The organism is Verrucomicrobiia bacterium (assembly GCA_019634625.1).
GTDB lineage: Bacteria > Verrucomicrobiota > Verrucomicrobiia > Limisphaerales > CAIMTB01 > CAIMTB01.
Window position 1 is genome coordinate 62909 of sequence record JAHCBA010000027.1, and the last position, 20687, is coordinate 83595.

Below are 20687 nucleotides of genomic sequence, written 5' to 3' on the forward strand. Positions count from 1 at the left end.
GCATCGGGCCGTGCATCAACGAGACTCGGTGACGAGGAACGTGTCCGAGTGCTCGTAGGCAGGGGCGCAGCAGCACAGCAGGTGCAGGGCATCGGGTCCGGTGTTCCACAGTTGATGGACGAGGCCCGGAGGGATGGCGATGGCGTCGCCTTCGCGAACTTCCCGTTCTTCCGACCCCAGTCGCAGCAGCCCGGTGCCCTTGGTGATCAGGTAGATTTCCTCGGTTCGGGCGTGGTAATGGGCCTGGGTGCAACCTCCGGCGGGCACGCGGGCCTCGGCCAGGCTCTGGTGGCGCAATCCCGAGTTTCGATGGGCGAGGAGTTCCCGGATTTCCGAGCCGTCGAGGGTGATGAAGGGAGCGGGTTGGTCGAGATTGACGACGTCCATGGGGTTCAGCGTCGCCACCCATGTGGAGATGGCGCAAGGATGCATCGAGGCTTTGGGGGCGTTCTTCGCCATTGGCGGGGAAGCGGCGGTTCCGTAGCCTCGGGGGCATGCAGCATTCGCCTGGTTTCCTGCGTGTGGTCGAGGCGGTTCGACCCGTCGTTCGCGAGGTCTCCGTCGAGGAGGCGCGGGCCCGGTTGGCGAACGACCCCAAAGCCGTGCTGCTGGATGTCCGGGAGGATTTGGAATGGGCGGCAGGCCATGCGGCGGAGGCGCGTCATCTTGGGCGCGGCGTCCTGGAGCGGGACATTGAAGCCGCGTTCCCGGATCCCGGGACCGAGATCATCATGTACTGTGGCGGCGGATTCCGTTCGGCCCTGGCCTGCGAGGTGGCGCAGCGGATGGGTTACACCCGCGTGTTTTCGCTGGCGGGAGGATTCAAGGCCATGACGGCCGCGCAATGGCCCATGGCGCGCGGGTGATTGGGGCGGTCTTTCCATTCCCGCGATGAACACCTCGCCAGCCCTGCGCGGACGCAAGTTGGGGATTCTGCTGTCCACCCGCGCCGAGGAGCCCCCGTTCCGGCACGGGGTGAAGCTGGCGGAAGCGGCCCTGGATGCGGGAGTGGATGTGTATCTCTACTGCATCGACGAGGCGGTGCGCGGGGTTGGCGACGAGGCGCTTCAGGCGCTCAAGGAGCGGGGCCTCAAACTGTATGCCTGCGCCTACGGGGCGCAGCGGCGCCAATTGCCGATCGACGACCGGGCGGCATTCGCCGGGTTGACGGTGGTCAACGATCTCATGGCGAGCACCGACCGGTTTGTCAGTTTCAACTGAACCCCTTCGCCCGCCATGGCCCGAAAGATTCTGTTCGTCATCAATGGGGATCCGCGAACCAGTGCCCGGCCTGCGGAGGGCATCCGGATTGCCGCGGGTGTCGGCACCTGGAAGAAGGTCGAGGTCACGGTGGTGCTGGCGGAGGCCGCCGTGCTGGCACTGAGTGAGTTTCCGGACGAACTCGTGGACGAGGACAACTACGTCCGGTATTTGCCGATCCTCGGCGAGTGGGGGCGGCCCGTGTACGTCGAGACCGGGGCGCCCTTTCTTCAGGACCTCGGGCAGACGCCCGTCCCGTATGAGCGCGTCACCGTTTCCCAGGTGGCGGCCATGGCGGCTGCCAGCGATTGCGTGCTCCGTTTTTGAAGGGCCGATTTCCCCGAAGACCCTGCATCCTTCCGCCATGCGCCGCGTCCTGCTGATCCTGACCAAGTCGGTCGAGCCCCTGAACGACATCGTGACGGTTGCCCAGCAGCATCTGCCGGAAGTCGCCGCGGAGACGATCGATCTGACCGTTGAATCGCCCGATTATCCGCGCTTGCTGGAGGCCATTTTTGCGGCGGACTCGGTCCAGGTGTGGTGAGCCTTGGTGTCCCGAGCCCCGTGCCGTCGCTTCCGCAACTCCGGTTCTATACCAAGGCGCACTGTCCGCTGTGCGATGCCGCCCTGGAGGCCGTCGAGGAGGCGCGCCGGGAGGTGGCGTTTGACCTGGAGTGTCTGGACATCCTGACGGATCCGGAACTCTACCGGCGGTTTCGGCATGTGATCCCCCTGGGAGAACTCGACGGGCGGGAGATCTTCCGATTTCGAACCTCGGCGGCGGCGGTGATCGCCGCGGTTCGGGGATGAGGATTGATTCAGTCGCGATTCGAATCCGGACCCCATTTCCTCGACGCGGACTGGAGGAACCAGGTTGGCATGACGCCGTGGTCCCGCACCTCGACGTTTCCGCGGGGCTCGAACGTGTATCCCGCACCCACCGCGCGGCGGAAGGCATCGGTGACGTGAATCCGACCCGGAAGGCTCGAGGCTTCCATGCGGCTGGCGAGATTCACGGTGGCGCCCCAAAGGTCGTAGCTGAACCGGTTTCGTCCGATGATGCCCGCCACGACGGGCCCGGTATGGATTCCCACCCGCAACTGGACGGGGACCGGGAAGGGATGGGAGTGCTGGCTCATGTGTTCGACGAGTCCGAGTGCCAGCCGGGCGATGGCTGCGGCGTGGTCGGGTCGCGGGGATGGCAGACCGCCCACGACCATGTAGGCGTCGCCGATGGTCTTGATTTTCTCGAGGCGTTGCTGTTCGGCGAGGAGATCGAACCCTGAGAAGAGGTCGTCGAGCCAGCGCACCAGTTCGACCGACGAGATGCGCCGGGTCAGTTCGGTGAAGCCGACCACGTCGGCGAACAGGACGGTCACCTCCGCGAGGGTGTCCACGATCGTGGTCTCCCCGTGCTTGAGCCGGGCCGCGATGGCGTCGGGCAGGATGTTGTGGAGCAGCAATTCCGATTTCCGGCGTTCGGCTTCGATGGTTTCGAGGTAGGCGCGTTCCTGTTTTCGGAGGCGGCATCGTTCGAGGCAGGTGTCGATGCGGGTATGGAGGAGGACCGGATTCACGGGCTTGGCCAGGTAGTCCTCCGCGCCCATCAGCAGGCAGCGCACGACGCTGTCCATCTCGTCCAGCGCGGACAGCATGATCACGGGCACCTCGTGCCAGACGGGATGGGCTTTGAATTCGGCGAGCAAACGGTCACCGCCGATGTCCGGCATGATCAGGTCGAGGAGGATGAGGTCCGGGAGTTCCTCGTGCAGCGCCTCGATTGCGGCACGGGCATTGGCCGCGGTTCGGACGCGATGGCCCTGACGACCGAGGCGTCGCGACAGGAGTTCGAGGTTGCCGGGATCATCGTCCACCAGCAGCACGCGGGCCCGGCGCGACGCCTCGGGCGGGGGTTGAACGGGGTGGGCATGACGCGAGAGGGCGAGGGCATCGGGTCGGGTCAGCGAGGTCACCGCCGGGCGCGCCGTTCTCAGGGCTTCGAACCAGTCGGTGACGGGGAGGTTGTCGAGGTGTGCCAACAGGTCACGGGCGGCCGCGCCGATGCGCTCGAGGTCGGGGATCAGCGATGCGGCGGTGTTCCCTGCGGACGCCTGTTCAACCAGCATCTCGCTGTAGCCGATGGCAGGATTGAGGGGGGTGCGAAGTTCGGCGCGCAAGCGGCCCAGGTCGGGGATCCCTGAACCGAAGGGGTCGGGCGCCAGTTCGTCGCGAATGCGATTCACGAGCTGGCGGCCGGCCAGTTCGATGCGCTGGAGATCGGGCAGCCAGTCGGTCAGTCCCAGCGCCGCCGCCTCTTCCTGGAGGAGTTCGGCGTATCCCTGGATCTGGGCGGCGGGGGTTCTCAATTGATGACGCAGGCGTGCCAGCGGATCGATTGCGGCGGTGTCGTCGGTCGATCCGTCCGGGCGGGCGGGACCCGGGGACTGGGGCGGTGGCGGGTTCACGGGGACGCGGCGGGTGGAAGCAGCGCCCCGATCTTTCCGAGGAGGCGTGCGAGTTCCACCGGTTTGGTGTCGTAATCGTCGCAACCGGCCGCCCGCGCCTGATCTTCATCGGTGCTCATGGCATGGGCGGTGAGGGCGATGACGGGAATCTGGCGAAGCGTTGGGTCGGCCTTCAACCGTCGTGTGACCTCCCACCCGTCCACGCCGGGCAGACTCATATCCATCAGGATCAGGTCCGGGCGTTCCCGCGCCGCGAGATCGAGACCTTCGTGGCCATCCACGGCGCAGAGGATCTCGAAGCCACGGCGTTGCAGCCGGCGGGAGAGCATGTCGCGGTTCATTTCGTTGTCTTCGACCAGAAGGATCCGCGGCATGGGGTGAGGATCGTGTCGCGGACGCCATCGTCCAGTGCGATGTGATGGACAGGCGTGGTGGGGTGAGGAGCGATCGAGGGGTGCTAGGCCTGCGGGAGTTGCGGGGTGGCCGGCGGGGCGTCCAGGACCGGGGGGGATGGTCCGAGGACGGGCAGGGTGAGGGAGAAGACCGAGCCGCGTCCGGGTTCGCTGGTCACGTCGAGGTCACCGCCCAGCATGCGTGCGAAGCGGCGGCTGATGGCCAGGCCGAGCCCCGTGCCTCCGTATTGGGCATGGGTGCGGGCGTCGGCCTGGCTGAAGGGTTCGAAGATCCGTTGCAGTTGTTCCGGGTGAATGCCGATGCCGGTGTCGCGGACCGCGAACAGGAGGATGTCCTGCGGCGGAGAGGGTGGGACGACGCCGGGGGTGTCAGGGGGCGCGACGGAATTGGCCGGGGGCGAATCGGCTTCGCGGGGGGTGCGGGGACGGCTGGCCGAGGCGCGGACTTCGAGGCGGACGTCGCCCTGGGTGGTGAATTTCGAGGCATTGGAGAGGAGGTTGAAGAGGATCTGGCGGAGGCGCGTGGGATCGGAACGGAGCGGGGGAAGGTCCGTGGGGCAATCGACGACGAACCGGTTTCCGTTGCGTGCCATGAGGGGTGCCACGAGGCCGGCGACGCTGTGGACGACGGGCGGGACCTCGATGGGTTCAATGGCGGCCTCGAGGCGACCCGCTTCGATCTTGGACAGGTCGAGGATGTCGTTGATGAGTTCGAGTTGGTGACGTGCGGCGATCTGGATTCGTTCCAGGTCGGGGACCAGTTTCTGCGCGCCCGATTCGGGGGCTTCCTCGGCCAGCATCTCGCTGTAGCCGATGATCGCATTCAGGGGTGTCCGCAGCTCGTGGCTGACACTCGCGAGGAAGCGGGACTTGGCGGTATTGGCGGCGTCGGCCAGTTCCTTGGCTGCGGCGAGTTCCTGGCGTTGCCGCTCGATTTCCTCGTTGGCTCCGCGGAGGCGGCGATTCGACTCCGCCAGGTCGCGGGTTTGCTCCTCCAGTTTCCGGGTCGCCATGGCATACCCTCGCGCGAGGTGGACCGAGGTGGCGCAGAAGAAGGCGACGACGCCGAGCTGGTTGAAGGTGATGCCACCGAGGAGGGGCGCCTCCACCCCGGCGCCGGCGAGGATGATGAGCGCGCCGAGGCCGCAGCCGATGCTGCGGCTTCCCGGAAGATCCGTCCGCCATGCGCGCACGGCGATCGCGACCACCCGGATCGCGCAGTACACGATGACGCCCACGCCCGCGACCCCGAAGGTGCCCGCCACCAGCCCGGTATGGGTGAAGAACAACTCGTTGACCAGCAGGACGACCGAGCAGGTCACGGCGAGGCCGACCAGACCCCGCGCCGGCGGACGGTCGCCGGGTGCGAAGAGCAGTTGGAAGAGACGCAGAACGAGCACCGCCAGCACCGGCAGCCAGTGCTGGGTCACGTCCCACAGCGCCAGGAGCGGCCAACTCATCGTCGCCCCCAGTCCGCTGATGAGTGCGAAGTACAGATGGGCCCGGGCCCCGGGCTGGAACGCGAACAGGAGCGCATGCAGGAGGCAGAACGCCGTCAGCAGCCCGCCCACGAAGCTGATCCCCACCGCCCCGGACAACCGTTCGCCATGCCCGCCGGCGGAGATCCGGGTCCTGCCCGGTCCACCTTGAAGGGTCTCGACGGTATCGAGGCCCTCCGCGGATCCGGGAAGCGTGACCGCCTCGATCCGCGCACCGTCGCGGAGCCCGGCCAGGGTCTGGCCGGGTTCGAAGCGTGCCAGCAACACCAGCCCGGACTCGCCGGGTTCCACGCTCCGGAACAGGTCCGCCCGTATCTCCTCCGTGGTCCGTTCCCGGTCCCACACGCGGAACTCGGCGATGGCGCCGCGGAACGGCGTCTCCCGATCGGCGTCGGTGACCGACCTGCCGAGAAGGAACCGTCCGTCGGGCGATGCATCGGCGAAACTTCCGGTATGGGGATGCACGGGGAGGAGGGGCACTCCGTTCAGATGGAGGCGCATGCCGGCGTGGCCGAGGGACGCCGCCACATGGACCCAGCGTCCGGTGGGGACGATGTCGGACATCACCAGCCAACGCAGTCCGCCCTCGCGCCGGGCGGACACCAGGGCGAGGTCCCTGCCGTCGCGGCTCATCAGGCTGAGGTCGCGTCGAGGCCGGCCGTAGTTGAAGATCCGCCGTGAAGCGCCCAGTTCGTCCCAACGCACCCAGCATTCGATGGTGGCGGCGGACAGGTCTCGCACCGGGGCGACCGGCAATTCGGCATGGGCGCCGCCGCCGGCGAGGATCAGCGCATGGGCAGGGCGGCCAGCGGGGGACGACGGGGATACGGCTTCGCCAGCGGACGCCATCCGGGCGGTCAGGCCTGCCAGTGCGATCAGGAGCCCCAGGCCCAGGACCCTGGCTGGGATGCGGGATACGGGGATGAATGGGCAGGGTTGCCCCTGGGTTCGGAGGGCATCACGGACGACGGGCCAGCCTCGCAGGGGCTGCCTTGGGGAGGGGTGCATGGCGGGTGCAGGTCCGTGAGGACGGACGTCCGCGCTTTCGGGGTGCGAACGCCGGTCGATTGAGAACCGAACCCTCCGAATCAATCCAGCCGGTAGGGGTGGGAATCGGATGGGTCGAGCGGATGGGGTGCGAATTCGATGGCCCAGCCCGGGGTGACGGTTTGCAGGGCATGGGCGACACCCGGTTCGATGCGGGCGAGGTCGCCGGGGTGCAGATCGAGGGCGATGCGTTGCCGGTCGGCAGGGTCCTCGGCGAGGAGCGTCACGGCGCCCGAGATGAGGTAGAGGGATTCGCGTTTGCGCTGGTGGACGTGATGGCCGCGGACGCCGCCGGCCTGGAGTTCGAGGACGGCCAGGTAATGGACGGCCTCGTCGCCGTCGCGGAGTTGCGCGAGTTCGCCCTGGGGCAGGCGGAGACGTTTGCGGACTGGGGCGTCGGCGGGGAGGGGGATGGGGAGGACCGGCAGGGATTCGACGGTCAGCCTTCCGGAAAGGAACTGACGCGTGGTCATGGCCGGCTGGGCGGAGGGGATGACGGCCGGACGGGGGGCTATTTCATCCGGTCGAAGGTTTTCTGAAGGATCTGCCAGGGTTCGAGTCCGGGCACCCTGGCACGCGCCTCGGCGACGATCTTCGCCTCGAGGGCGTTCTTGGTGGGGCGTTGAACGCGGTGGAAGATGCCGAAACGCCCGGGGAAGGGTTCTGCGGCGAGGCGATATGCGGCGGCCTCGTCGGTGACATCGTGGTCCTCGGGGATTTCGAGGAACTGGCCGCCCTTGCGGGGGTTGGAGGCATCGAAGGCGGCGGGGTAGAACTCGACGCATTCGCTGAGGCATTGGATGAAGGAGAAGCCGTCGTGGTCCATGGCGGCCTCCATCATGCGGAGCAGGTGGGCGGGGTTGGTGTGGGTGGTGCGGGCGATGAAGGTGGCGCCGGCGGCGAGGGCCTGTTTGATCGGGTTGATGGGCTGGTCGATGGCGCCCCAGAGGTCGGTCTTGCTCTTGAAGCCGATGGGCGAGGTGGGCGAGGTCTGCTTCTTGGTCAGGCCATAGACCCAGTTGTCCATGACCACCAGGGTCATCTTGATGTTCTTCCGGGCGGTGTGATTGAAGTGGTTGCCGCCGATCGAGAAGGCGTCGCCGTCGCCGCTGAAGGCAAACACATGCAGGTCGGAGCGGGAGAGCGAGATGCCGCTGGCGAAGGGCAGGGCGCGTCCGTGGATGAAATGGGCGCCGTGGGCCTGGACGAAGTAGGGGAAGCGGCTGGAGCAACCGATACCGGCGACGGTGGTGACCTTTTCGTGCCAGAGGCGGCGCTTTTCGATGAGCTTGTAGTAGAGGGCGAGGACGGAGAAGTCGCCGCAGCCGGGGCACCAGGTGGGATGATCGGCCGCCATTTCCTTCTTCGTCAGCGGCTTCCGCTCGCTGTCGGGAAGGGACGGGGCCTCGGTCGAGGCCGGGCGGGGAGGGGGGGCGAAGGGGATGGGGGAACTCATCGCAAAGGGGCTTCGTGACCGTTGTTGCGGGCCGACAGGGTTATCAGGTCGCGGACGCGGTCGAGGATTTCGCGGACCTTCCAGGTGAGGCCGTCGGTTTTGGTGATGCCGGCGATGCGGGGATCGCAGAACCGGGCGCGGAAGATGCCGGCGAGCTGACCGTAGCCGTAGAGGCCGGCGTCGTTCATCTCGACGACGAAGACATGGCGGAACCGGGCGAGGATTTCGTCGAGGCCGTTGGGCAGGGGATTGAGGTACTTGAGGTGAAGGGCGGAGTAGGCATGTCCCTCGCGGCGGGCGCGCATGACCGATTCGCGGATTGGGCCCTGGCTGGAACCCCATCCCACCAGGAGCACCTCTCCGTCGATGGCGCCGAACACCTCGGGTTTCGGGAGTTCGGCGGCGAGGGCCTGGAGTTTGCGACGCCGCTTGGCGGTCATGGCTGTGTGCAGCTTGGGCGAACCGGTCGGGTGGCCCATTTCGTCGTGTTCGAGGCCGGTCACCACCGGGTACTTGCCGCTGGCCACCCGGGTTCCGGGGGCGAGGTGGCGGGTGACGCCGTCGGGAGCGCTGAGGTCGTAGGGTTTGTGGTCGAGGACGGGGGTCAGGTCGGGGGCGAGTTCCTGACAGATGGCCTGGCAATCGGGTTCATCGAAGGCCTCGATGCGGGTGGCGATGGCCTGATCGGTGAGGATGAAGACGGGCACGCTGTACTTGGTGGCGATATTGACGGCCTCGATGGCGGTGTAGAAGCAGTCCTCGACATTGGCCGGGGCGAGGACGACGCGGGGGCTGTCGCCGTGGCCGCCGAAGCAGGCGATGTGGAGGTCGCTCTGTTCGACATTGGTGGGCATGCCGGTGGAGGGGCCGCCGCGCTGGACGTTGACGACGACGAGGGGCATTTCGGCCATGACGCCCCAGCCGATGGCCTCGGTCTTGAGGGCGATGCCGGGGCCGCTCGAACCGGTCACCGCCACGCGGCCGGCGTAGCTGGCTCCGAGCGCCATCGAGACGGAGGCGATCTCGTCTTCGCACTGCATGAAGGAACCGCCGTACTTCGGGAGTTCACGGCGGAGGGTTTCCATGATGTCGGACCACGGGGTGATGGGGTATCCGGCTCCGAAGCGGACACCGGCGGCGATGAGGCCGTAGGCGAGGGCTTCGTTGCCATTGGTGACCACCTGTTTCCGGGCCCGCTGCTGCCCGTCCCGAAAGCGGAACAGCTCGACCACGTTGTCGAGCTGGAAGCTGAACCCGGCATGGAAGGCGGCGAGGGCGTTCTGGGCGATGCTGGGGTCCTTGCCGGTGAAGCGCTCCTGGATGAGGAGTTCGAGCTTGGGGACATTGAGGTGAAACATCTTCGCCAGCAGGCCCAGCGCGAAGACGTTCTTGCCCTTGTCCCGGCCCACGCCGCCGATGGCCTCGACCGTCCGGCTCGAGATGGGCACCGGGATGTGATGGTACGAGCCGTTGGCCTCCTCCCTGGGCTCGACGTGATCCGAGTCGAATACGACGATTCCGCCGGGTTTGAGGGAGTTCAGGTGCTCGTCGTAGGAGTGTTGATAGAAGGCGAGCAGCACGTCTGCCTCGTCGCCCGAACTGAGGACGTCCTCCGAGCCGATCCGGACCTGGAAGATCGACGGCCCCCCCGAGATGGTGGAGGGGATCGTCATGAAGGTCATGACGTCCTGCTCGCTCCGGCCGGCGAGTCGGGCGAGGAACCCGCCGATGGCCTGGATGCCGTCCTGGGAATTGCCCGCGATGCGGATGACCGCCTCGGGGATGTCCGAAATCCGCAACGCGAGCTGCCCTGGTTGCCCTGCTGCGGTCGTAGCTTGGTCACTCATCGAATCAACGTGCTCCCCGCCCTCTTGTTTACGCCTGCGAGTTGACGGGGCGCCTCCGAGGCTCGGATTCGCGAGCTTAAGGCCCCGGGCGGTGGAGTCAATTTTGCTCCACGACGGAACGCCGAACAAGGGAGTGGAGCGTTGGGTTGTGGACTCGCGGAGCTCGTCCCTCCGGATTGCTGGCTCCACGCTGAACGGCGGGGTCCGGGAGCTTGACGCGGGACCCCGGAACCCTAGCCTCTCGACCCGTTCCCATTAGCAAGGCGCATTGGCGTCATTCGCGGGTGGCTTGGCGCTGCCCGGATACAGGCGGGAACGCAGTCAATCCAATCATGAAGCACCATCGAAAGACCATTGCGCTCGCGTGTTCGGGCGTCCTTGCCTTTGGCGGGGCGGCCCTGGCCGCGACCGTCGGGACCTTCACCGGCGGCGACCCCGGGGAGGGGCTCGACCTCGAAGGCACGTTCACCTACGCCATCAATGTCAGTCCGGCCGCGCCGGCGGGCCGCGTCGGGGATGCCAATTTCACGGCGGACAACGTGTCCGGGGTGTCGATCACGGCGAACAACGCCATCGCCTCCGGGGGATGGGGGGGCGCGAACTACGGGGACACCGACAACGACCGGAATCTCGCCTTCGCGATGAACTCGATCCGGTGGGCCGCGGCGCCGGAAGTGGTCACGGTGCGGCTGGCCGTCGAGCCGCAGGTCGAGTACAAGCTGCAATTGCTGTTCCGCGAGAACTGCTGTCCGGGCCGGGGGTTCAATGTGGTGCTCAACGGCGAACTGGCGGTGCCCGACTTCATGCCGGGCGTGGTGCAGAGCGGGGATGAGGAGTTTGCCGACGCGGTTGCCCGGTCGGGCGCGGTGATCACCCACACCTTCACCGCCACGGCCCAGGAATATGTGATCATCCTGGACGGACCGTCGGCGGAGTCGTTCGAGATCACGGACCGCAACGCGATTCTGAACGCCTTCACCCTGGAGCGGTTGAGCGCATCGTCCGACTCCGACGGGGACGGGCTGCCGGACGAGTGGGAGTTGCAGTACTTCGGGAACCTCGACCAGGGACCGGGCGGCGACTTCGACAACGACGGGCTGACCAACCTCGAGGAGTACCTGGCGGGTACGGACCCGACGAATCCGGACACTGACGGGGACGGGCTGAGCGACGGGGATGAGGTGAAGGTGTACCTCACCGACCCGCTGCGGGTGGGGGATGCCGACGGTGACGGCCTGTCGGACGGGGAAGAGATTCTGATCTACGGCACCGACCCGAGAAACCCGGACACGGATGGCGACGGGTTCAGCGACTTTTACGAGGTGCGGCTGATGACCGACCCGCTGGACCCCAACAGCAAGCCGGACAAGACGCTGGTGAACCTGTTCACCGGGCCGAACCCGGGTCAGGGGCTGGATCTGGATGGGACGTTCCTGTACGCGTTCAACGCGGCGGCCGAGGAGGAACCCGGGCAGATCCGGGATGCGTACTTCACGACGGACACCTGGCCCGGGGTACTCCTCGAGGCGTCCCAGGTGGCCAACGGCTGGAACCAGGGCGTCAACTTTGGCGACTCGGCGGATGAGCAGGCCCTGAGCTGGCTGATGAGTTCGATCCGCTGGAGCAGCGCCACCCACGCCACCACGCCCGACATCACCCTGACATTGTCGGACCTGGAGGTTGGAGCGTCGTACAAGCTCCAGCTCCTGTTCGCCGAGTTCCAGTGGGCGCGCGGTTTCGACGTGACCATCCAGGATCGGCTGGTCGTGAAGAACTTCGCCCCCTACCAGTGGCAGGGCGGCACGCTGCCCACGCCGCGAACCAACGGTGTCGTGATCACCCATTCCTTCGTCGCCAACCGCGACACGCTGACGGTCGTCCTGGACGGCCGCACGACCACGGCCGCCGGCATGGCCGATCGGAACGCCATTCTGCAGGGTGGCACGCTGGAACGACTGGCCGCCCGGGTGGATTCGGACGGCGACGGCCTGCCGGACGCCTGGGAGATGGAGATGTTCGGCAACCTGGAGCAGACCGCCAGCGGCGATCCCGACGGGGACGGTCTGACCAACGCCGAGGAGTTCGAGGCGGGCACCCATCCGCTTCGGGCGGACACCGACGGCGACGGGTTGAACGACGGGGACGAGGTCAAGGTGCACCGGACCAACCCGCTGAAGGCCGACACCGACGGCGACGGGCTGAGCGATGGGGACGAAATCAACCTGTACAACACCGATCCCCTCAACCGGGACACCGACGGCGATGGACTCTCTGACGGCGACGAGGTGTTGATCCACGGGACCGACCCGACCAAGGCCGACACCGACGGGGACGGCATTCCCGACGGGCAGGAGGTCGCGTGGGGTCTGGATCCGCTCCGGGCCGAGGCGCCCACGGTGTTCCGCAACATCACGGTGGATGCGTTCTTCGGGGGCGATCCCGAGGACGGCATCGATCTGCAGGGCAACTTCAAGTATGCGTTCAACGTGGGAACGCCGGGAGCGGCGGGCCGCGCGGGCGACGCCGAATTCACGGCGGACAACGCGCCCGGCGTCCGGGTGGTGGCGCAGAACAACGTCGCGGCGTGGGCCACACCGGAGTTGGGCGACTCGCCGGCCGACCGGGTGATGAACACGGTGCTCAGCTCAATCCGCTGGAGCGCCGCGCCGTCCGTGTGGCGGGTCGAACTCTCCGACCTGGTTCCCGGGAGCACCTACAAGGTCCAGCTCCTGTTCTACGAGCAGTGCTGCGACGGCCGTGGCTTCAATGTCATCGCCGACGGCGTGGTGCTGGCTGAGAACTTCATGCCGGCCGTGCTCCAGGGTTGGGCGGCCAACACCAGCGCGGGCGCCCTGGTCTCGGCGGAGTTCACCACCCAGCGGAACCGCCTGGTCCTCGTCGGGGACGGTCCCGGCGCCACCGACGAGCAGATCACCGACCGCAATGCGACCCTGAGCGGCGTGACGTTGGAGGTGCTGAACGAAGTGCGGCTGCCCTCGGTCTCGGTGGGGCGCAGCGGGGCGAACCTGGTCATTACCTACGACGGCGTCCTCCAGTCGGCCGAGTCGGTCGCGGGACCGTACACGGACGTGGCGGGAACCAGCCCGATGACCGTGCCGGCCGATCAGTCGATGCGGTTCTACCGGGCGGTGCGCCGGTAAACGGTCGTCGTTGACGACAGAAGGATTCGGGGAGAGGCCGGCTTGCCGGCCTCTCTTTTTTTTTGCCACGGGACGGTTGAGCAGCGACGCGGGTTCCCGGCACGGTGATGTCGAGGCAAGCGCCATGGCACGCATCTCTCCCAAGCCGGAAGCCGAATACCCGTGGTACCTGCGCTGGTTTTTCCGGCGGCAGGCACGGAAGTACGGGAAGACGTTGTCGCCGTCGTGGTTGTGGGGGCGGTTGCCGGGGCATTTTGCCGGGATGCTGGCGATGCTGGGGTTGTTCCAGCGGCGACGTTTTCCGGTGGATGCGGCGCTGCGCAGCCTGGTCTCGGCGCGGGTGGCGCAGATGAACGGGTGTGCCTTCTGTGTGGACCTCAATGCCTACAATCTTCTGAAAGCGGCCGGGTCGGCGGAGAAGGCGGAGGCGGTCGATGGATGGCGGGAGAGCGCGCTCTATTCCGATCGGGAACGGGCTGCGCTGGACTACGCGGAGTCGATGACGGACACCGCGCGACGGGTTACCGACGAACAATTGGCGGCGCTGCGCGCACACTTCGATGAGGACGGCATTGTGGCGCTTACGGCATGGATCGCCTTCCAGAATCTGAGCGCGAAATTCAACGCGGCGCTCGGGGCGGAAGAGAACGGGTTGTGCCGGCTGGGCGCAGGAAAGGGCGGGCCCGCTCAGGGTTCCACATAGACCGGCAGGCCGACCCAGGCCATGGCGAGCAGGCGCTGGGCATTCCAGTTGGCCAGACGGAAACAGCCGAGGGACTCGGTACGCCCGACATCCTCCGGGTTGGGGGTGCCGTGGATGCCGTAGCCGGGCCGATCGAGGCCGATCCAGGCGGTGCCGACCGGGTTGTTGGGACCCGGGGGGATCATGAGGGGCCGGCCGATCTGCCGGGCCTCTTCGGAATCCCGGAACAGGTCGGGATCGAACCGGTAATTGGGATTGGGCGCCAGCACCGCCACATGAAGGAGTCCGACCGGCCGTTTTTCGACGCGCCGGGCGATGCTGCACGGGAAATGGGCGAGGAGATTGCCCTGTCCGTCGTAGGCACGGAGGATTTTGGCCTCCAACCGGATCACCACATAGGCGGCTTTGGATCGGCCGGCGGGAGGGGCGGGTTGGGGCAGGCGAAGGACCGTTTCCGGGGTGACCCGGTTCCAGTCGATTCCAGGGTTGAGTTGACGGACCAGCCGGGGGTGCGAATGGCTCATCTCGGCGACCCGTTCGAGGAGGGTCTCGTAGTCGAGGCTTTCCCGGGAAGACTTGCCGAGCCAGGTGCGCGGCACGGGCGTCAGCCGGTCCAGGTCCGCCGCCGTGACCGTGTAGTCCCAGGCCCATGAGGACGGGGGATCGAGGCGGGAAAGAGTCGCGGCATCGAGATGGCCGGTGACGGGCAGACCCGTCGCCTCCTGGAAGGCGCGAATTGCCGCCCGCGTCTGCGAGCCGATGACCCCGTCGTGGGAACCGGCGGAGATCCCGTGCCGTTCCAGGGCCAGTTGGGCACGGAGGATCTCAAGCTGTTGAGGGGGAAGGGGCGAGTCGGCTTCGGGCGGACGGATGGGCGGTGGGACGATCGGCGGCGGGACGGTCGTCACCACGGTGGCCGGGGGCGGGGCGGTGGGGGTGGGAGGGATGGGAGACGGTCCCAAGGTTTGCGGCGGCGGGGAGGTCTGGGACGGTGGGGAGGGTTGGGGCAGGGTCTGGGCCGGGGGGGAAGACGTCCGGGGACGATCCGCGGGACGGTCGGCGGTCTGGAGTGGGCGGGCGGGTGGGGGAGTGGCCTCGGGGGCGGGATGGACGGAATGCCACCAGACCCAGGCCAGTCCGCCGGCGATGGCGATCGCGACGGCCCAAAGGAGGAGGTCAGCCGGGGCTTTCGCCCGGCTTCGGCCCGGGGACCGGCGCGGCGCCATGAGCGGAGGGAATTAGCATCTGGGCGGGCTGCGGTCACGCAGGAGTCGTTCCCGAACCGCTACGCATGCGTAGTTTTGTCAATTCTGCGTTTGCACGGCGTGGGGTCCCATCCTAGTTTCGGCCCACTTTTCATGAGATCGGCCTTGATTGCAGTGTTGGTGGTTGGGGTGATCGGCGCGGGGATTTTCCTCTGGAATCGTTCGAGGACGGAAGGATCACTGGCAGGGGGTGCCGCGTCCGGCGTGGGCCCGAGCATGGCCACGGTGGAGAGGGGCGATGTCCGGTTCGTGGTGAGTGTGGCGGGGGAGATCGGGCCGGCGGAGCAGGTGTCGGTGCGGCCGGAAGTGAACGGGAGGATCAGCGAGTTGCCGGTGGATGTGGGTGACCGGGTGCCCCGAGGAGGCCTGCTTTTCGCGCTCGACGATCGGGATCTGGCCATCGAGGCGGAGACACGGAGGAATCAGATCGAGAGTACGAAGCTGCAGCTCGGCAAGGCCCGCATCGCGATGGAGCAGGCAAACCGGGATTACGAGCGGAACAAGCTGTTGTTCGAGGCGAACCTGCTGTCGCGCCAGGAGTATGAGAACAGCTTCCAGCGGTATGAATCCTCGATGAAGGATCACGAGCTGGCCATGAACTCGATCGAGCGCGCGGAGAAGGAGCTGGATCTCGCGCAGGAACGGCTCCTCAAGACCCGGATCGAGGCGCCCTTCGACTGCACCGTGCTGACCCGTCCGGTCTCGGTCGGCCAGGCGGTGTCCGGTTCCGGCGGGTTCAACAGCGGGACCGAGGTGCTGACGATCGCGGATCTGAGTTCCATGGTGATCAACGCGCATGTGAACCAGGCCGATGTGACGCATCTTCGCGGCGGTTTGGAGGTCAACGTGTCCGTCGATGCGATCCCCGGGCTGCGGATCGCCGGGATGGTCGAGCGGATCGCGCCCCAGGCGACCATCCGGAACCAGATCAAGGGGTATGCGACCCGGATCGTGCTCAAGGACGTGGACGCCCGGGTGCAGCCCGGGATGACGGCGACCGTGTCGATTCCGGTGGCCATGGCGGAAGGGGTGCTCACGGTGCCTCTGGCCGCTGTCTTCAGCGAGGCGGGCGAGCGTTATGTTTACGTTCGCTCCGGGACCTCGGTGGAGCGCCGGACGGTGACCGTGGGGGTGTCGGATTTCTTCGTGGCCGAGATCCAGGAGGGATTGGCGCCCGGGGACGTGGTGCTGCTGGAACCTCCGGGTGGGGTGTCGGCCCAGGTGCCGGGAGGTTTGCCGGCGATGTCGCAGGCGGGGGGCGGCAGGCCGGGGGGCGCGGCGGCGGGCGGAGCCCAGCCCGGCAAGGCGGCTCCCCGTCCGGCCGGGGCCCGGTCCGGCACCTGATCGTCCTCCTCCGGTTTCCCGACCGCTCGCTTCACCATCCTTCACCCGGGAGTCCCATGGCCCTGCTCGAACTTCGCGACATCACCAAGGTGTATCAGCTCGGCGGCGAGGAGATCCGTGCGCTGGACGGGGTCTCGCTGGACATCGACGAGGGGGAGTTCATCTCCATCATCGGGCCGTCCGGCAGCGGCAAGTCCACGCTGATGCACATCCTCGGGTGTCTGGACACGCCCTCGGGGGGCACGATCCGCCTGGACGGGGTGGAGATTCAGGGGGCGTCCGCCCGGGAACTGGCGCAGATCCGCAACCGGAAGATCGGGTTCGTGTTCCAGTTCTTCAATCTGCTTCCCAAACTGAACGTCCTGCAGAATGTCGAGCTGCCGATGATCTACGCGGGCCACAACTCCCGGGAACGGCATGACCGGGCGATGAACGCGCTCAGGACCGTCCAGCTCGACAACCGGTCCCGGCATCGTCCCTCCCAGCTTTCCGGCGGACAGCAGCAGCGCGTCGCGATCGCCCGGGCCCTGGTGAACGATCCCCGGCTGATCTTCGCCGACGAACCGACGGGCAACCTGGATTCCCACACGGGCGAGATGATCCTGGAAACCTTCCGGCAACTTCATCGGGAGGGCAGGACCATCATCATTGTCACCCACGATCCGGAGATTGCGGCGCTGACCCCGCGGCGGATCGAAATTCGGGATGGTCGGATCGCAGTGAAGGTGGATCCGACGCTCGCCGGGTTGAAACACCTGCCGGACACGGTGGCGGAGTGACCGTCCGGGGAGGACCGGAATCCCTCGGCGAACGGACGCCCGGCGCGGAGGGGAAAGGGCGCCCCGGGGACCACCACACCACCTGGGTTCCCGCGCCTGGGCAGTGCGCGGACCCTGATCCCCGGGGCACCGAAGTTGACGTCTGCTAGAAGCGGAAGGAGAAGGCCGCGGTGATGACGTAGTCCGCGAAGGCCGCGTCGCCCGGGACCGTTCCGAGTTGTGTGATTTCGCCCCAACGCTTGTCGGGTTCGCTGGCGATGCGATTGCGATAGAGGGCCACCGGCGCGGTCACCGCCAGCGTGTAGCGGCTGTAGCTCGCGGAGATGCCCGGTTCGATCGAAACCGTGTAGCCCGGACGCCGGAACCCATCCGAGGTCCCAAGAAGATCCTCCGACGGCACGCCTTCCACGCGTCCACCCAGGCTGAGGATGGTGCTGTACTTGGGCCAGAGGAGGTAGCTGAGACCGCCCCGGACCATGTACTGGTCGGCGATGGACATGTTGTCCTCAAGGGACTTGTAGTTGGCATACCCGAGCGACTCGGCGCGATCCAGACGCGCGATGGCGGTGGCATTGCCGGCGGCGGCGCCATTCAGCAGGGCCTGATAGGTCTTGCCCCGGAAATTGCTGGTCCGGCTCGAGACGCCGTTTTCGCTTTCCGGGTTGAAGAGGTAGAAGCCCTGGACATAGGCCGACAGGCGGTCGGCAATCCGCTGGTACCCGAACATTTCGGTGGAGAATCCCCAGCCGCCGTCCCCGGGCTGGATGGATTGATCGACGTAGTGGACCTCCGGTCCGCGGGCGGTCTGGTAGGTGTCGGTGGCCTTGTAGTCGCCGGTCGGAAATTTCATGCCGAGACCGAACTGAATGTTCCCCTTGGGGGCCGTGGCCGGGTCAATCACCCAGGCATAACCGGACAATCGCAGATCGCCGAGGCCGCCCGCCTGGGTGTGGTGGCGTCCGCCGGCGCTGTGCTCGTAGAGCGACGACCGGTCCGAGTACACGAAGGGCAGCACCAGGCTGGCACTGTAGCGCGGGGAGAACGTGTAGCTCACGCCCACATCGAAGAAATGGGAGTCATTGATGACCTCCGTCCCCGCCTCGACCCGGGTGAGCCCGGCCGCATTGCGCGTTTCCCGGTCGCTTGCGAAGTGCCGGAAGGAATGCAGCCAGCGGTAGGACAGCGAGACCTCCCAGTCGCCATCCACCATGGCGTGGTCGCCCTGGTGGGCGTGGTTCAGGGAGCAGAGCCCACCGCCGCGGACGGCGACACAGCCTTGCGCGGCGGCGTCGTGCGTGGATGCCAGGAGGGCCGCCAGGGCGGTGCTGACCGCCACGGCAGAACGGGTTGGGGTGTTGGAAGGGCCGGAAATCATGGAGCGTGAAACTCGCCTGGAGTTGCAGGTGGTTTAATGGACTGTGTGATTTGCATTCATGCATCACGCGCACAATGCCCGCTCGGTACGGGACTGCTCGGTGAAAGCCGGGTCTTTGTGCCCGACGGCCTCCGACTCAACGATGTCTGAGGGGCGAGTTGCGCGAATCCCGGGGCGAGCTGCCGCAATTCGGGGGCGGGATGGAGGGGGGGCTAGCGCCGCGGCAGGAACTTCACGCAAACCGGGGTGCCCACGGTGATGCTCTGGCCGGTCGGGGTCAGAGTGCCGGTTCGTGCATCGATGCGGAACACCACCACGGAATCCGAGCCTTGATTGGCCGCCAGCAGCCAGCGTCCGGTCGGGTCGATGCCGAAATTACGGGGCGTGCGTCCTCCGGTGGGGGTGGCACCGACCCAGGTCAGTCGTTCGCGACGACGGTCAAACCGCATCACTGCGATGCTGTCGTGACCACGGTTGGAACCATAGACGAACCGGCCCGAGGGATGAACCTGGATCTCGGCGGTACTGTTGTTCCCGGTGAAGTCTGCTGGCAGCGTGGTGACCGTCTCGATCGGGGTCAGGGCGCCGCCACGGGGATCGTAGCGGAAGGACGAAAGGGTCGAGAGGAGCTCATTGATGGCGAAGGCGTGGCGGCCGCGGGGATGGAAGGCGAAATGGCGCGGACCAGAACCCGGGGAGAGGTCGGCGTAGGGCGGGTCGTTGGCGGCGAGGGAACCCACAGCCGGTTCGAAGCGGTAGATCATCAGCTTGTCGATACCGAGATCGGCAGCCACCGCGATCCGGTTGGCGGCATCGAGGTTGATCGAATGGGCATGGGGCGCCTTCTGGCGCTGCGGATTCACGCTGGAGCCGCGGTGTTGCACCATTTGCCAGGGGTTGCCCAGGGCGCCGTCCTCGAGGATCGGAAGGACGGCGAGGTTGCCGCCGCTGTAGTTTGCCACCAGGACCCAGCGCCCGCTGCGGTCCACCACCAGGTGACAGGGATGTGGGCCTCCGCTGGGGCGGCGGTTAAGGGGAGTCAGCGCACCAGACGACGGATCCACATCGAAGGCGCTCACCGCACCGCCCGGTTGCCCTTCGGTTTCGCCGAGTTCATTGACCGCGTAAAGCCGGTGTCCGTCGGGATGAAAGGCGAGGAACGAAGGACTGGGTGTGGTGGCGACGAGTCGGGGTTCGGAGAGCGCGCCGGATCGGGAATTGAACTGGCTCCGGTAGATCCCCTCGCTCTTGCCGCCGGTGTAGGTCCCGAAGTACACATTCATCTCTGCCGGCAAGGCCGTGGAGGCCAGGCCAAGCAAAACGGCTCCGGCCAGGTTCGCGAACTTGCTGAGGGTGTTGGGCATGCCCGGCATGAAAGCCGCCTCCCCGCCGGGGTACAAGCCGGCAGCGTTGGAGAGGACCTCTCGATGGCTCATACATCGGGGGGCTGTCACTTCGTTGAGTCCGCGGGCAAGGGATTGAAGGGCGTTACCGATGGAGTCGCCATACTACAGCCAGCGCATCCGGAGGTATGCGATGCGCATGGAATCAAGAAGGTTGACTTTCACCCGCCGGATGCCGGCCAGGTTCGCTTCTGGGACGGTGCGCAGGGCTACGGTGTCGGTGGCAGACGGGGTGATTCTCTCCTGGGCAAGGAGGCAAAGAACCGCCCGATATTCAGGCGAAGACCGGGCGGAGCACGATGCAATTCCAACACCAACGGCTTGACGGGGCCGGGCAGTCCTTCCAACAATTAAAAAGGCAGGCAAATAAAAACTGACATAGCTTTTAATTTGTCAGGCTAATAAAGCATTGACACCAATGCTGCACTGCTCACCATATTCCTTGAGCCTTCGATAACTCCGCACCATACGCACCCACCTCATGAGAACCCCCCGAATCAAAGCCGACCCCTCCCTCCCGGCGACGTACCACTGCATGTCCCGCGTCGCCGGCCGCCTTCCCCTCCTCGACGACTCCGCCAGACACAAGCTCATCAACATCCTCCACCACCTCGCCCGATTCTGCGACATCGACATCATCACCTTCTGCATGATGTCCAACCACTTCCAT

General features: G+C 66.7%; 20 protein-coding genes. 10 read left to right on the forward strand and 10 right to left on the reverse strand.

The annotated features are described in order from the left end of the window. Nucleotides 1-15: 15 nt before the first annotated feature. Nucleotides 16-387 (reverse strand): cupin domain-containing protein, encoded by a 372-nt coding sequence (locus KF833_15880; protein ID MBX3746789.1) that lies wholly within the window; start codon nt 385-387, stop codon nt 16-18. 107 nt (nt 388-494) lie between these two features. Here KF833_15880 and KF833_15885 point away from each other — a divergent pair, with 107 nt between their 5' ends. The 5 genes from KF833_15885 to KF833_15905 are packed head-to-tail and all read left to right on the forward strand — an operon-like array spanning nt 495 to nt 2070. After that, nucleotides 495-866: a sulfurtransferase gene (locus tag KF833_15885; GenBank protein ID MBX3746790.1), complete on the forward strand. Its 372-nt coding sequence runs from the start codon at nt 495-497 to the stop codon at nt 864-866. Between the two features lie 25 nt (nt 867-891). Then, nucleotides 892-1221 (forward strand): DsrE family protein, encoded by a 330-nt coding sequence (locus KF833_15890; protein ID MBX3746791.1) that lies wholly within the window; start codon nt 892-894, stop codon nt 1219-1221. Between the two features lie 15 nt (nt 1222-1236). Continuing rightward, nucleotides 1237-1587, forward strand: a complete 351-nt coding sequence (locus tag KF833_15895; GenBank protein MBX3746792.1) for a hypothetical protein — start codon at nt 1237-1239, stop codon at nt 1585-1587. Between the two features lie 37 nt (nt 1588-1624). Then, a complete protein-coding gene (locus tag KF833_15900; GenBank protein ID MBX3746793.1) occupies nt 1625-1804 on the forward strand; it encodes a hypothetical protein in 180 nt (59 codons plus the stop codon). A 20-nt stretch (nt 1805-1824) separates the two neighbouring features. Continuing rightward, nucleotides 1825-2070: a glutaredoxin family protein gene (locus KF833_15905; protein MBX3746794.1), complete on the forward strand. Its 246-nt coding sequence runs from the start codon at nt 1825-1827 to the stop codon at nt 2068-2070. 8 nt (nt 2071-2078) lie between these two features. Here KF833_15905 and KF833_15910 read toward each other — a convergent pair whose 3' ends face one another. The 6 genes from KF833_15910 to KF833_15935 form a co-directional block, all read right to left on the reverse strand. Then, nucleotides 2079-3386 carry a response regulator gene (locus KF833_15910; GenBank protein ID MBX3746795.1) on the reverse strand — a complete coding sequence of 436 codons (1308 nt, stop codon included), beginning with the start codon at nt 3384-3386 and terminating at the stop codon, nt 2079-2081. A gap of 335 nt (nt 3387-3721) precedes the next feature. Continuing rightward, entirely contained in the window at nt 3722-4099 is a 378-nt protein-coding gene (locus KF833_15915; protein ID MBX3746796.1) for a response regulator, read from the reverse strand. Nucleotides 4100-4182: 83 nt separating this feature from the next. Beyond that, nucleotides 4183-6645, reverse strand: a complete 2463-nt coding sequence (locus KF833_15920; GenBank protein MBX3746797.1) for a hypothetical protein — start codon at nt 6643-6645, stop codon at nt 4183-4185. A gap of 80 nt (nt 6646-6725) precedes the next feature. Further along, complete coding sequence (locus KF833_15925) at nt 6726-7157, reverse strand: cupin domain-containing protein (GenBank protein MBX3746798.1); 432 nt, start codon at nt 7155-7157, stop codon at nt 6726-6728. A gap of 38 nt (nt 7158-7195) precedes the next feature. Next, the gene (locus KF833_15930; protein ID MBX3746799.1) at nt 7196-8140 is read right to left on the reverse strand and encodes a pyruvate ferredoxin oxidoreductase; all 945 of its coding nucleotides are present in this window, start codon (nt 8138-8140) and stop codon (nt 7196-7198) included. Then, on the reverse strand, nt 8137-9987 hold the full coding sequence (locus tag KF833_15935; protein MBX3746800.1) for a 2-oxoacid:acceptor oxidoreductase subunit alpha: 1851 nt from the start codon (nt 9985-9987) through the stop codon (nt 8137-8139). Before KF833_15935 ends, KF833_15930 begins: the two co-directional genes overlap by 4 nt. A 332-nt stretch (nt 9988-10319) precedes the next feature. Here KF833_15935 and KF833_15940 point away from each other — a divergent pair, with 332 nt between their 5' ends. After that, the gene (locus KF833_15940) at nt 10320-13148 is read left to right on the forward strand and encodes a hypothetical protein (GenBank protein MBX3746801.1); all 2829 of its coding nucleotides are present in this window, start codon (nt 10320-10322) and stop codon (nt 13146-13148) included. Nucleotides 13149-13272: 124 nt separating this feature from the next. Beyond that, on the forward strand, nt 13273-13851 hold the full coding sequence (locus KF833_15945; protein ID MBX3746802.1) for a carboxymuconolactone decarboxylase family protein: 579 nt from the start codon (nt 13273-13275) through the stop codon (nt 13849-13851). Here the strand turns inward: KF833_15945 and KF833_15950 are convergent. Further along, nucleotides 13836-15077 carry a murein L,D-transpeptidase gene (locus KF833_15950; protein MBX3746803.1) on the reverse strand — a complete coding sequence of 414 codons (1242 nt, stop codon included), beginning with the start codon at nt 15075-15077 and terminating at the stop codon, nt 13836-13838. The genes KF833_15945 and KF833_15950 overlap by 16 nt on opposite strands. Nucleotides 15078-15209: 132 nt before the next feature. On the opposite strand from KF833_15950, the gene KF833_15955 reads away from it, so the two are divergent. Both KF833_15955 and KF833_15960 read left to right on the forward strand, forming a co-directional pair. After that, complete coding sequence (locus KF833_15955) at nt 15210-16460, forward strand: efflux RND transporter periplasmic adaptor subunit (protein ID MBX3746804.1); 1251 nt, start codon at nt 15210-15212, stop codon at nt 16458-16460. A gap of 62 nt (nt 16461-16522) precedes the next feature. Continuing rightward, a complete protein-coding gene (locus KF833_15960) occupies nt 16523-17239 on the forward strand; it encodes an ABC transporter ATP-binding protein (protein MBX3746805.1) in 717 nt (238 codons plus the stop codon). Nucleotides 17240-17384: 145 nt separating this feature from the next. Here KF833_15960 and KF833_15965 read toward each other — a convergent pair whose 3' ends face one another. Continuing rightward, on the reverse strand, nt 17385-18614 hold the full coding sequence (locus tag KF833_15965; GenBank protein ID MBX3746806.1) for a hypothetical protein: 1230 nt from the start codon (nt 18612-18614) through the stop codon (nt 17385-17387). 212 nt (nt 18615-18826) lie between these two features. Next, entirely contained in the window at nt 18827-19978 is a 1152-nt protein-coding gene (locus KF833_15970) for a lactonase family protein (GenBank protein ID MBX3746807.1), read from the reverse strand. A gap of 520 nt (nt 19979-20498) precedes the next feature. Between KF833_15970 and KF833_15975 the strand changes: the two genes are divergently transcribed. Next, nucleotides 20499-20687: transposase (locus tag KF833_15975; protein MBX3746808.1), on the forward strand; the 189-nt coding region annotated here is incomplete at its 3' end.